The organism is Mycobacterium sp., assembly GCF_035640695.1.
Taxonomy (GTDB): Bacteria; Actinomycetota; Actinomycetes; order Mycobacteriales; family Mycobacteriaceae; genus Mycobacterium.
The window spans coordinates 1-12,498 of record NZ_DASQVQ010000079.1 but is presented as its reverse complement, the minus strand read 5'-3'; the positions used below and the strand labels follow the sequence as shown (position 1 = coordinate 12,498).

The 12,498-nt window shown below is 67.8% G+C and carries 10 protein-coding genes and 1 pseudogene; 6 read left to right on the top strand and 5 right to left on the bottom strand.

What is annotated here, in order from left to right; translation table 11 throughout:
- The 3 genes from VE759_RS09815 to VE759_RS09805 all read left to right on the top strand — a co-directional run.
- Positions 1-1,555, top strand: a 1,555-nt coding sequence (locus VE759_RS09815) for a helix-turn-helix domain-containing protein (RefSeq protein WP_324931051.1), incomplete at its 5' end; no start/stop codon positions are given.
- A gap of 126 nt (positions 1,556-1,681) precedes the next feature.
- Positions 1,682-2,011 (top strand): STAS domain-containing protein, encoded by a 330-nt coding sequence (locus tag VE759_RS09810; RefSeq protein WP_324931048.1) that lies wholly within the window; start codon positions 1,682-1,684, stop codon positions 2,009-2,011.
- 46 nt (positions 2,012-2,057) lie between these two features.
- Positions 2,058-2,426, top strand: coding sequence for an STAS domain-containing protein (locus VE759_RS09805; protein WP_324931045.1), 369 nt, complete (start codon positions 2,058-2,060; stop codon positions 2,424-2,426).
- A 39-nt stretch (positions 2,427-2,465) separates the two neighbouring features.
- On the opposite strand, the gene VE759_RS09800 is transcribed toward VE759_RS09805, so the two are convergent.
- The gene (locus tag VE759_RS09800; protein WP_324931042.1) at positions 2,466-4,112 is read right to left on the bottom strand and encodes a DUF885 domain-containing protein; all 1,647 of its coding nucleotides are present in this window, start codon (positions 4,110-4,112) and stop codon (positions 2,466-2,468) included.
- Positions 4,105-4,995 carry a KPN_02809 family neutral zinc metallopeptidase gene (gene ypfJ, locus VE759_RS09795; protein ID WP_324931039.1) on the bottom strand — a complete coding sequence of 297 codons (891 nt, stop codon included), beginning with the start codon at positions 4,993-4,995 and terminating at the stop codon, positions 4,105-4,107. The genes VE759_RS09800 and ypfJ overlap by 8 nt, the downstream gene beginning before the upstream one ends.
- Between ypfJ and VE759_RS09790 the strand changes: the two genes are divergently transcribed.
- Together VE759_RS09790 and VE759_RS09785 are read left to right on the top strand one after the other, a co-directional pair.
- Positions 4,922-6,583, top strand: a complete 1,662-nt coding sequence (locus VE759_RS09790) for a carboxylesterase/lipase family protein (protein WP_414687871.1) — start codon at positions 4,922-4,924, stop codon at positions 6,581-6,583. The genes ypfJ and VE759_RS09790 overlap by 74 nt on opposite strands.
- A 26-nt stretch (positions 6,584-6,609) precedes the next feature.
- Positions 6,610-8,163, top strand: a complete 1,554-nt coding sequence (locus tag VE759_RS09785; RefSeq protein WP_324931033.1) for an alpha/beta hydrolase — start codon at positions 6,610-6,612, stop codon at positions 8,161-8,163.
- Here VE759_RS09785 and VE759_RS09780 read toward each other — a convergent pair.
- Positions 8,160-9,041, bottom strand: a complete 882-nt coding sequence (locus VE759_RS09780) for an oxidoreductase (protein ID WP_324931030.1) — start codon at positions 9,039-9,041, stop codon at positions 8,160-8,162. The two genes, VE759_RS09785 and VE759_RS09780, sit on opposite strands and share 4 nt — an antisense overlap.
- Positions 9,042-9,079: 38 nt before the next feature.
- Between VE759_RS09780 and aspS the strand changes: the two genes are divergently transcribed.
- The gene (aspS, locus tag VE759_RS09775; RefSeq protein ID WP_324931027.1) at positions 9,080-10,885 is read left to right on the top strand and encodes an aspartate--tRNA ligase; all 1,806 of its coding nucleotides are present in this window, start codon (positions 9,080-9,082) and stop codon (positions 10,883-10,885) included.
- Between the two features lie 21 nt (positions 10,886-10,906).
- Here aspS and VE759_RS09770 read toward each other — a convergent pair whose 3' ends face one another.
- Positions 10,907-12,220, bottom strand: coding sequence for a M20/M25/M40 family metallo-hydrolase (locus tag VE759_RS09770; protein WP_324931025.1), 1,314 nt, complete (start codon positions 12,218-12,220; stop codon positions 10,907-10,909).
- Between the two features lie 71 nt (positions 12,221-12,291).
- Positions 12,292-12,498 (bottom strand): annotated as a pseudogene (locus VE759_RS09765) (steroid 3-ketoacyl-CoA thiolase); the annotation flags it as partial.

Here is a 12,498-nt window from a genome sequence, read left to right as displayed (position 1 = left end):
AGAAATTCTGGACGTTGCCACCAGTGCCGTTGGTGCGCTCGCACCGTTCCGTGTGGAGGCAAGCTACCGGCACGACGGGCAATCGATGATTTTGAGCCCAACGTCACCGGCCGAGCATCCGGGTATGGAATCGGTTCTGCGCCGAAACGGGTGGCACGGTCAAGTAACGCTGCCCGACCGGGCTTGGGCATGGGCGTTTGCGCTGACTCATCAAGACATCGCCTACGGTTGTCTGGTCGTCAGCGCCGAGAACCAGCCCCGACGCAATCACTTCTTGTTGCTGACGATTTTGGCCCAACAGATCGGTGCGGCCTTGGCGTGCGCGGCCATGCATCACCGGGACGCCGTCTCGGCCGACCTGCTGGCAGCGGCGAATGAGAATCTTGCGACGGCGGTGCAGCGGTTGGAGAAGCGCACCGATGTCCAAGAGTCGCTGGCCAGGGCGTTAACCGAGGGCCGCGGAGAGCAAGGCATCGCCGACGCGCTTCGTGAACTGACCGCGCTCTCGGTGTGCGTCGAGGACAAGTTCGGGAACCTGCGCTGCTGGGCCGGTCCGCAGCGCCCGAACAGCTACCCGAAACCGCATCCTGCCCAGCGCCAGGAGTTGCTCCGCGGGTTGGCCGTACAGGACACCTCCACGCGGATCGGGGATCGCGTCGTAGTCCTGGTGCGGCCGCACGCCGAAACCCTTGCCGTGTTGGCGCTGATTGATCCCGGCGAACAGGCGACCGAGGATGACCTGTTTGCGCTGCATTACGCGCGCATGGTGCTCGGCCTTGAGCTTTCCCATCAGCGCAACCTGGCAGAGATCGAGCTCAACGTCCGGCGCGAGTTCGTTGACGACTTGCTGGCCGGCACCGACGATGACGGCGCCTACGCCAGGGCCGAAGCGCTTGGCCATGACCTGCGCCGCTCGCACTACGTCGTGGTGGTACAGAATCCCGGCGGCGCCGACGCGTCGGTGGCGTCGGCGGCCGGCCACGCCGTGACCGCGCTACACCTCAACTATCTGCAGGGCCGTAACGCTGGAACGCTGGTCTTGCTGCTCGATGGTCGTCCAGAGCCCGGTGCGCTGCACCGTGCAATCAGCCGACAGCTCGGCAGCGAGGCAAGCGCGATCGGGATCGGCTCGAGATGCGACGTTCCGAGCGCGTTTCCGCAAGGCTTCGCCACCGCGCGTCACGCGCTGAACATTCGGCTGCACTCCGCGGCACCCGCCGGCGCCTCCGCCTACGATGAGCTCGGCTTCTACCGGCTGGTCGATGCCGCGCATACCGCCGGCGCCGTCGAAGACTTCGTCAGCGAATGGCTCGGCACACTGCTCGACTACGACGAAAACAAGAACTCCCAACTGGTTCACACGTTGAGCAGCTACCTCGAATGCGGTGGAAACTACGATGAATCGGCCGCCGCGCTGCACGTGCATCGCAGCACGCTGCGTTACCGGCTCGCGCGGATCGGTGAACTGACGGGCTACGACCTGCGCGACGTCGACACCCGCTTCAACCTGCACGCCGCGACGCGAGCGTGGCGTTTCCTCAACCCTGACGGCTGACCTTCGGCCTCGCAGGACCACTCGGACGGCGATATTTTGAACGCCAAGGTCGACGCACCCGCTATGGTCCCACGGCTACTTTCACTTCGTTCACGACTGCGTCGAGGCACGAAGCGAGCGAGTCGAATGACGGACTTGTTGACCTGCACAGTGATTTCCAACCACGAGTGCGCCATTGCGTATCTGGACACAGAGCTCGAAATCAGCTCCGTCGATTGGCTCGCGGACCGGTTGTCTCCCCTCGCGGCCGAGGGTCGTGACGTGGTCCTGAACCTGGCGGCCCTGCGTTTCCTCGGCACGGCAGGCCTGCACGCACTTGTCGACCTTGGGCAACAAGCCACGGCGACCGGTGGATCGGTTCGGTTGGCAGAACCACCGGCGGCGGTGTGGCGCCTCCTGAATGTCGTCGGCATGCAGAACTTCTTTGGGATCGCACGTTCCAGAGCTGATTTATAACTCAACAAGTTTCACTTGGCAGCGCGGTGAGTGCACGGAGGGTGAAATGAATCAACCACTCGAGAATCATGCACGGCGAGCTGGCCGGGTGGGCATCGACGTCGAACGATCGCCGGATGCAAGCTGCGTCGTGCAAGTGAAGGGTGAACTCCTGTCGGCTTCGACGCCGAAATTGCGTCGGATCATTGCCGACGAACTGAACCGGTCGCCGACCGCGCTGGTCCTCGACTTGGCCGGGGTGACCCGCATCGACGAGGCCGGCGTCGACGCGTTGGTATCCGCGGCGACGCAAGCCGGCGAATCCGACATCGCGCTGTGTCTGATCGCGGTGCGCAGCAGCGTGGTCGGGGGTGCGCTCGCCGACGCGGAGTTGACGGAGCTGTTCGAGATACTCCCGATGGTCAACGACACTTAGCCGCAGCCGGCGCGTGAAGTCACCGGAGCGGTCATCCCGCTACGCGTGCCCGAGCAGCGCGGTCTTGAGCACGTCCAAGCCGAGGCCGCCGAGATCCAATGCGCGGCTGTGGAAATCCTTCAACGACACTCCGCGACCGAGCGTTTCGTCACGCAGCTGCTGCCAGATGCGCTGACCGACCGCGTACGACGGGGCCTGACCGGGCCAGCCCAGATAACGGTCCAGCTCGAAGCGCAACGTCTCCTCGCCCTCGGCGCAGTGGTCACACAGAAACGCCCACGCCCGACCGGGATCCCAGATCCCGCCGTCGGGCGCGGTCATCTCGCAGTGCAGCCCGACGTCGATCACCACACGCGCGGCGCGGAACCGTTGCGCGTCGAGCATTCCCAGCCGTTCGCCGGGATCGTCGAGGTAGCCCAACTCGGCCATCAGCCGCTCGGCGTACAGCGCCCAGCCTTCTCCGTGACCGGACACCCAGCCCGCCAGTCGCCGCCACCGGTTCAGTTCGCCGGCCAGCGCCACCGCGCGTCCGATCTGCAGGTGATGCCCGGGCACGCCCTCGTGAAACACCGTGGTCTTTTCGCGCCAGCTGTGAAACGTCGTCACCCCCGGTGGCACCGACCACCACATGCGGCCGGGACGCGACAGGTCCTCCGAGGGGCCGGTGTAATAGATGCCGCCGGTTTGCGTCGGCGCGATCCGGCATTCCAGGCGGTGTAGCGCGGGCGCGATGTCGAAATGCCTGCCGGCCAGCGACTCCACCGCGCGGTCCGACAGATCCTGCATCCAGTCCCGTAGGGCGTCGGTGCCCTCGATGCGGTAGCGGTCCTCGTTGTCGAGCCGATGCAACGCCTCTGCCGCCGGCGCGCCCGGGTAAAGCCGTTCGGCAATCGCTTCTTGTTCGGCAACAATGCCTTCCGTGCCTTCCAGTTGATCCAGGGCCCACTCGTAGGTCTCGTCGAGGTCGACTGTCGACCCGAGGAATCCCCGGGAGAACAGTCGGTAGGTGTCGCGGCCGATCGCGTCCCGATCGCGGGCGTGCGGGCCGATTTCGTCGCGCAGCACATCGGCGAGCCGGCGATAGGCCTCGGCGGCCGCGGCGGCCCCGCGGTTCACGTCGTTACTCAACTTGGGGATGTCCGATGGTGCGCGCGCCCCGAAATCCCGGAACAGCTGGTCGATGCGATACGCCTGGTCGACGCCGCGAGCGACCTGACGCGCCGCCGGTGGATGCCCGGCGGTGACGGCGGCGCGCAATCCGTCGGCGTAATCATTCACCCGCCGGGGCACCGCGGAGAGGCGTCGCGCGATCACCACCCAGTCATCCTCGGTGCCGGTGGGCATCAGGTCGAAAACGTCGCGCATGGTCTGCAGCGGTGACGCGACCACATTGAGTTCGCCGACATCCAGGCCGGCGTCATGGAGTTCTATTGCGACGCCGAGCCGTTCGTGCATCGCGGCGATCGTCACCCGATCGACGCCGTCAACCGCGGTGACGCCGGCCAGCTCGCGCAGCGCGGCGCGGGCGGCGTCGGCACGTGCGGCCACCCCCTCGGGCGAGTAGTCGGTGATCTGGTCGTCGTGACCGGCGATGCCGAACTCCGTTGCCGCGCAGGGATCCAAGGCGGCGAAGGTCTCCAGGTAGCGTTCCGCCACTGCGTCGACCGCGGTTGGCGTCCTACCCAAGATCGGCGGCGTGGAAGGTGTCGCACTGCTTGGGCTCGCCGGTTTGATAGCCGACGGTGAACCAGTGCTGCCGCTGCTCGGATGACCCGTGCGTCCACCGCTCCGGGCTGATCCGGCCGGTCGCCTGCTTTTGGATCCGGTCGTCGCCCACCGAGGCCGCCGCCGACAGCGCGTCGGAAATATCTTTGTCGCTCAACGGCTCCAGATACGGCACGCCGGTTTGCTTCTGCTTGACGGTCGCGGCGTAGTGCGCCCAGATGCCCGCGTAGCAGTCGGCCTGCAGCTCGGTGCGCACGCCGTTGCCCTGGGCGCCCTGCGCGCCCTGTTGGGCGCGGCCGATGTCGCCGAGCAGGTTCTGGATGTGGTGGCCGAATTCGTGTGCGACGACGTACTCCTGGGCCAGCGGGCCGCCGCTGGACCCGAACCGATCGACCAGCACTTGGAAGAAGTCGGTGTCGAAGTAGGCGGTCGTATCAACCGGGCAATAGAACGGGCCGACGTCGCTGGTCGCTGGGCCGCAGCCGGTGTCCACATAGCCGCTGAACAAGCGCACATGGGGCCGCTGGTAGCGCGAGCCCATCAACTGACTCCACACCCCGTCGACGGAATTGCCGGTCGCGACCACGCGGCACTGCACAATGCGATTCGCGTCGGCCCCGGTCTTGCACTGGCTCAGGTCGAAGCCGGGCGCCTCGGCGGCCGGTGCGCCCGCACCGGCGCCCTGCTGCGGCAGCACCGAACCGGGGTCCACACCGAGGAATAGCGCCACCACGACGATCAGCAAGCCGCCGATCCCGCCACCGATCGCGATGCCGCGGCCACCGCCGCCACCGCTGCTGGTCGTGGTGCTCGTATCGATTTGCATACCTTCGTTGAAGGTCATCGCACCACTCCATCGCCGCTGGTTACCGGTCTTGCCCAGCTTCGCACACTACGATCCAAATGTGGTCGTCGATGTCGAAGATACGACCGTCGCGCACACCGGACTGGGGGACCTGCGCGGCACAACCGAAGGCGGCGTCCGGGTTTGGCGCGGTGTGCCGTACGCTCAGCAACCGCTCGGCGAACGCCGATTCCTCGCGCCGTCTCCGGCGCGGCCGTGGACCGGCGTGCGCGACGCCGTCGAGCACGGACCGTTGCCGCCGCAGGGCAAGTCATTCGTCGGCGGCGGTCGCGACGACCCGAAGGTTCGCCACGAGGCGTGCCTGACACTGACGGTGTGGTCGCCCGACACCAGCGGCTCGCTGCCGGTGATGGTCTGGATTCCCGGCGGTGCATTCGTCTTCGGTGCGGGCCAGTTCCAGCTCTACAACGGGTCGCGGCTGGCCGCGAACGGCAACGTCGTGGTGGTCAACGTCACCTACCGGATCGGAGTGTTCGGGGGCCTGGAGCTCAGCGCGCTCGGCGACGGATTCGACGACAACCTCGCGCTGCGCGACCAGATCGCCGCGCTGCGATGGGTACGCGAGAACATCGGCGCGTTCGGCGGAAACCCCGACAGGGTCACGGTGTTCGGCGAGTCGGCCGGCGCGACCTCGGTGCTGGCGTTGCTGGCCAGCCCCGCCGCCGACGGTCTGTTCAGCCGCGCCATCGCACAGAGCCCGGCGTTGCCGCTGATCGCCGACCGCGAGATCCGCGCCCGCCGGGCGCACGAGTTCCTGCACCAGCTCGGCGTCAACGCATCGGATGCCGCGGCGATCAAGGCGATCAAGACATTGCCACAGCGGCAGCTGCGACACGCAGCGGGACAACTGCAGCTGCGCAGCGCGGCCGTGTCACCCACGCTCGCCTACGGCCTGACCTTCGGCGTTGACCTGGTGCCGAATCATCCGGTCGACGCGGCACGCGCCGGCGCGCTGATGAAGAAGGTGCCGTTGATCGTCGGCACCAACAGCCATGAGGCGTCGATGTTCGCGTGGTCCAAGCCGCCGATGCTGCCGACCACGCCCGCGACCATCGACGCGTACCTCGACAGGGTGGCCCCGGACCGCAAGGAGCGGATGCTGGCTGCGTACCCGCACTATCCGCGGCGACGCGCGTTGATCGCGTTCGGCTCCGACGTGATGTTCGGCGCGCCGACGTGGGCGTTCGCCGACGCCTACAGCGCGTACGCGCCGACGTATGTGTACCGCTTCGACCATGTCGGGCTGAGCCTGCGGGCGCTGGGCCTCGGTGCCACGCACGGCAGCGAGATCGTGCACGTACAGCACAGCTACGGCTCCTACCTCGGCCGGCTGCTGCACCCGCTGGGCCGCCGGGTGCAACCGTCGGTGGGCCGGCGCATGCAGCGGACCTGGCTGGACTTCGCCACAGAGGGCTGGGAGAGCGGCGAGATCCACTGGTCCAACGGCCACGATTGGCCGATCTACGACACCGCCCGGCGGACCACCCGGGTCATCTTGTCGACCCGCGACATGGTCATCGAGGACCCCGACCGCGCACGCCGGCTGGCGTGGTCGGGTCTGTACTGATTTGTGTCCGCCGAGAGGAAATCGCGATGAGCATCGCGCCGCTTCGCGTGATCGGGTTTTTCTCCCTACTCGCGCTCGTCGCCGCCTGCGGATCCGGCGAACAACGCCAATCCGCGAGACCGGGCAGCGCCCCGAAGAAGACACCCGCGGCGTCGTATGAGAAGGCGCCGTGCCCTGACCCGATCTACCCCGACGCGCCACAGCTCGGTCTGGGGCCGGACGTGGAGTGCGGCTATCTGAGCGTGCCGCAGCGCCGGGCCGATCCGAACAGCCGCAAGATCAAGCTGGCAGTGGCGGTGCGCAAGTCGACGTCGCCGGACCCGAGACCCGATCCGGTGGTCTACCTCGCCGGCGGCCCGGGCAATCCCGCGTTGATCCACAACTTCGACGATTGGCAGCTCGATCGCGACCTGATCCTCGTCGATCAGCGCGGCACGATGGCCGACGACCCGTTCCTGTCCTGCCCCGAGGTCGACCGATTCCTCGTCGACGCCATCGCAATCGGCGCGGAAAACCCGGCCTTCGCCGAGCAAAGCGCCGCCGCCGTGTTTGCCTGCCGGCAGCGCCTCGCCGGCCAGGTGCTCGACGTCGCCGCATACAACACCACCGAAAGCGCCGCCGACGTCGCGGATTTACGGGTCGCGATGGGTATCGACCAATGGAACGTCTATGGGCTGTCCTATGGCGCCGATCTTGCGCTGCAGACGCTGCGTGACCATCCGCAGGGCATCCGGTCGGCGGTGCTGGACTCGGTGCTGCCGCCACAGGCGAACCTGATCGAATCGGGCTGGGCATCGGCAGCGGCGAGTTTCAAAGCGATCTTCGACGGCTGCGCGGCCGATGCCGCGTGCGCGGCCGCCTTCCCCGACGTCCGCGGCGAATTCGCCCGCATGGTCAACGAGCTGTCCGCGAGCCCGCTGCAGGTCACGGTCGACGATGCCAACGGAAAGCCGACCGACGTCGTCATCGACGGATACAAACTGGCCGGTGGCGTGGTGGCAGCGGCCGCCCAGACTCCGGGCCGGCCCGCCCGCGTCCCGGTCATGATTCACAAGCTTGCCACCGGTGATCCCACCGACGTCGCAACGGCGCTGACGGCGACGACCCCGCCGAACCTGGTCGGTCACGGGTTGCGATACGGCGTGCTGTGCGCCGAGGCGGTGTCGCGCACCAACGCCGACAACGTGCTCGCCGTCGGCAGGCACACGTTGCCCGACTTCCCTGATTCGGTGCTGTCCCGACCGGCGCAAGCCCCGTCGATTCTGCGGGATTGCGACCAATGGAAGGTGCCCGCCGCGCCGCCCGAGGTCGCCGCACCGGCCCGCAGTGCTGTTCCCGTGCTGCTGGCCAGCGGAAGCTTCGACTCCGCGACGCCGCCGAGCTTCGCCGAGGAAGCCGCGAAGACGCTGCCCAATTCGAGGCTGCTCGTGTTCCCGGGCACCGGGCACGAGGTCGCATCGAATACCCCGGCGGCGGCGACGTGTTTCCTTGAAGTGATGCGCAACTTCTACGACAATCCCGCCGACTACAACACCGATTGTGTTGGGCGGCTTCAGATTCCGCCGTTCGCAACGACCTAGCCGGGGCCGTCGCCGGCGGCGGCGAGAAGCGGCACGACCACCTCGCTGATCGGCGCGGCCAGGCCGTGCTCGCGGGCCTTGCGCAGGATTATGCCGTTGCGGATGTCCCACTCCAGCGGCCGGTGCGCCTCGCGATCGCCGAGCATCGACGTGGTCATGTCGGCCGGAGCACTGGCGAACTGCTCGAGCAGTTCGTCGATCGCGTCGTCGCCGAGGTTGGCGCCCTCCGCGCGCGCGACCGCGAGGCATTCGGTCAGATACCGACGCGACAGCGCGGCGACGTCGTCACGCCGGAACATGCCGGCCCGCCGTCCGGTCAGCACCATTAGCCCACCCAGTGCGTTCGCCAACAGCTTGCGCCACGCCGCGGTGGTGAAGTCGTCGGCGATCGTGACGTCGCAGCCGGCGTCGCGCAAGACATCGGCGACGATGCCGCCACAGGTCGGCAGCGTCACCGCCGGTCGGCCGCGCAGCCGCACCCAGCCCCCGGGCTGTGTCTCGGCCGAGAACCACACCGCCGCGGGCACCACATGTGACGACGGGCAGAACCGTCCCACCCGCTGCGCTTGCTCGACGCCGTTTTGCAGCGCGCCCACCACCGTGTGTTCGTCGCACAGTCGCGCCAGCCAGCCGGCGGCTTGCTCGTTCTGGGTGTCCTTGACCGCCAGCAGGACCACCTCGACCGGACCGTCGACGTCCGCCGGATCGGTGTGCACGGGGGCGTCAATCACGATCGGCTCCCCGTCGTCGGGCCGCACCTCGATGCGTTCCCGCGGCGTGCGGCCACACAGCAGAACGGGGTGACCGCAGCGGTGCAGGCCAGCGGCCACCGTCGAGCCGATCGAGCCGGGCCCGACAACGGCGATGCGAGTGCCCACGCTCGCCAAGCTACCGGCGCGATAACCCCCTCTACACTGTGGCAGTCGTCTCGTCAGGTCTTTCACAGGGAGTTTTTGTGCTGCGCAGTAACGCCGCCGGTTCGTTGCGGGCCGCCGACGCCGGTCAGAAAGTGACGCTGGCCGGCTGGGTCGCGCGTCGCCGTGACCACGGCGGCGTGATCTTCATCGACCTGCGTGACGCGTCCGGCGTGTCGCAGGTGGTGTTCCGGGAGGCCGATGTGCTGGCGCAGGCGCACCGGCTGCGGGCGGAGTACTGCATCGCGGTCGAGGGCGTCGTCGAAATGCGGCCGGAGGGCAACGAGAACCCGGAGATCGCGACCGGTGGAATCGAGGTCAACGCATCGGCACTGACACTGCTTGGCGAGAGTGCGCCGCTGCCGTTCCAGCTCGACGAGCCGGCGGGCGAGGAGCTGCGGCTGAAGTACCGCTACCTAGACCTGCGTCGCGACGGCCCCGGCGCGGCGATTCGGCTGCGCTCCAAGGTGAGTGCCGCGGCCCGCGAAGTGCTGGGCAGCCACGACTTCGTCGAGATCGAAACCCCCACGATGACGCGCTCGACTCCCGAGGGCGCGCGTGACTTCCTGGTGCCGGCGCGGCTGCAGCCGGGCACCTTTTACGCGCTGCCGCAAAGCCCGCAGCTGTTCAAGCAGCTGCTGATGGTCGCGGGCATGGAGCGTTACTACCAGATCGCGCGGTGCTACCGCGACGAGGACTTCCGCGCCGACCGGCAGCCGGAGTTCACGCAGCTCGACATGGAGATGAGCTTCGTCGACGCCGAGGACGTGATCGCGATCTCCGAGGAGATCATCGCCGCGCTGTGGCGGCTGATCGGCTACCAGGTGCCGTTGCCGCTGCCGCGAATCACCTACGACGAAGCCATGCGCCGCTTCGGATCCGACAAGCCCGACATGCGGTTCGGCCTGGAATTGGTGGAGTGCACGGAGTTCTTTACCGCCACCCCGTTTCGGGTGTTCCAGGCGCCCTATGTCGGCGCGGTGGTGATGCCGGGCGGGGCGTCGCAGCCGCGGCGCACGCTGGACGGCTGGCAGGACTGGGCCAAGCAGCGTGGGCATCGCGGCCTGGCGTACGTGTTGGTGGGTGCGGACGGCACGCTGGGCGGCCCGGTGGCCAAGAACCTCTCCGACGCCGAGCGGTCCGGGCTGGCCGAGTTCGTCGGTGCGTCGCCGGGAGATTGCATCTTCTTCTCGGCGGGCCCGCCGAAGTCGTCGCGGGCGCTGCTGGGCGCGGCGCGCATCGAGATCGCGCGGCGGCTCGACCTGATCGATCCGAACGCCTGGGCCTTCACCTGGGTGGTCGATCCGCCGCTGTTCGAGCCCGCCGACGAGGCGACCGCGGCGGGGGAGGTGACCGTCGGCCACGGTGCGTGGACCGCGGTGCATCACGCGTTCACCGCGCCGAAGCCCGAGTCTCAGGCCTTGCTGGAATCCGATCCCGGCGCCGTGCTGGCCGACGCCTACGACGTGGTCTGTAACGGCAACGAGATCGGCGGCGGTTCCATTCGTATCCACCGCCGCGACATTCAGGAAAGGGTCTTCAAGGTGATGGGCCTCGACAAGGCCGAGGCACAGGAGAAATTCGGATTCCTGTTGGAGGCGTTCACGTTTGGCGCGCCGCCCCACGGTGGCATCGCGTTCGGCTGGGATCGCATCAACGCATTGCTGTCGGGTTCGGATTCGATCCGCGAGGTGATCGCGTTTCCCAAGACCGGCGGCGGCGTCGACCCGCTCACCGGTGCGCCGGCCCCGATCACCGCGCAGCAGCGCAAAGAGTCGGGCATCGACGCCAAACCCGAAAAGGGTTGAGCCGCACACCTGTGCGCTCACCTATGCGCCGGCGATGAACTGGCGGTAAAACTCAACGCCCGCGCGCAGCGCTGACACGTCTAGGCTCTCGTCGGCACCGTGAATCGCGGCGAGTTGACCGGCGGAGATCTTGAACGGCATGAAGCGGTAGATGTTGTCGCTGATTTTTGCGAAGTGCCGGGAATCGCTCGACTGCACCATCACGTATGGGACAGGCAACGCGCGGGGATGAGATTTGGCCAGCGCTGCCCTCATTCGTGCGAACGACGCGCCGCCGGTCGACGAGATCGGGGCGGGATCGCAGCCCACGAGTGACTCGATCTCCACGCCGCTGCCCCGCAACGTGCGCTCGAGGCGGGCTCGGGTCGACGCGACCGTCTCGCCGGGTGCGATCCGGATGTTCAGCGTCGCGCTGGCTTCGTTGGCGAGCACGTTCGGCGCCGAACTTCCCGACAGCATCGTCACCGCGACCGTCGTGTGAGCCAGCGCGGAAGCCACTCCGCCGAGCCTGTTCAGAACCCGCGCGACCAACGGCTCGGCGATCCGAGACGACACGACCGGCGCCAGCCACCCCGGCATGCGAGTGGCCAGCGTCTTGACCATTTCCACCACAACGGGATTGGACCGCGGCGGAAACGGGTCGCGTTCCAGCGCGATGATTGCGCGGGCGAGTTGCGCCGTCGCGCCGTTCTTCGGCGGAGCAGACGCATGCCCGCCCGGGTTCCGCGCCGTCAGACGAACGTTGACCACGCCCTTCTCGGTGACGCCGACCAGCGCGAGTTCGCCCGACACAAGCGGAAACATGTCGGAGAAGACCGCGCCGCCCTCGTCGATCACCACACTGGGCCGGATGCCGCGCTGTTCGAGCACGTCGGCGACCTCGGCCGCGTGCGGGCCGCCGATTTCCTCGTCGTCACCGAACGACAGGTAGACGTCGCCGGTCGGCGTGAAGCCTTCGGCCAGAAGGCTTTCTACCGCTTCCAGGATCGCCAACAGCGTGGCCTTGTCGTCGAACGCGCCGCGGCCGTGCACGGCGCCGTCGTCGATCTCACCGCCGAACGGTTCGCGCGACCAGTGCTGCCCACTGACGGGGACGACGTCGTAGTGGGCCATCAACAGCGTCGTCGGGCCCGGCTGGCCGCCGCGCCACCGAAAGAGCATGGAACCGCCCGCCACCAGTTCGTGCTCGAGCCGCTCGTGGGTCAGCGGATACAGCTCGGCCAGCAGGTCTCGGAACTTCTCGAACACGGCTTCGTCGCGTTGTCCCGGAGCCGAGACGGTCGGGATGCGGATCAGCCGCGCTAGCCGCTCGGCGAGGGTGTCGGTCTGGGTCATCGATGCCAGTATCGTTCCCATCCCGGCGAAGGAGATGAGATCACACCCATAACCGCTATCTCGGCGAAAAGTTAGGCCAGCCGCTCGATGATCGTGGCATTGGCCATCCCGCCGCCCTCACACATCGTCTGCAGGCCGTATCGGCCGCCGCGCTGCTCGAGCGCATTGACCAGCGTGGTCATGATGCGTGCCCCGCTGGCGCCGAGCGGATGCCCGATCGCGATCGCGCCGCCGTTGACGTTCGTCTTCGCCAGGTCCGCGCCGGTGTCCTTGGCCCA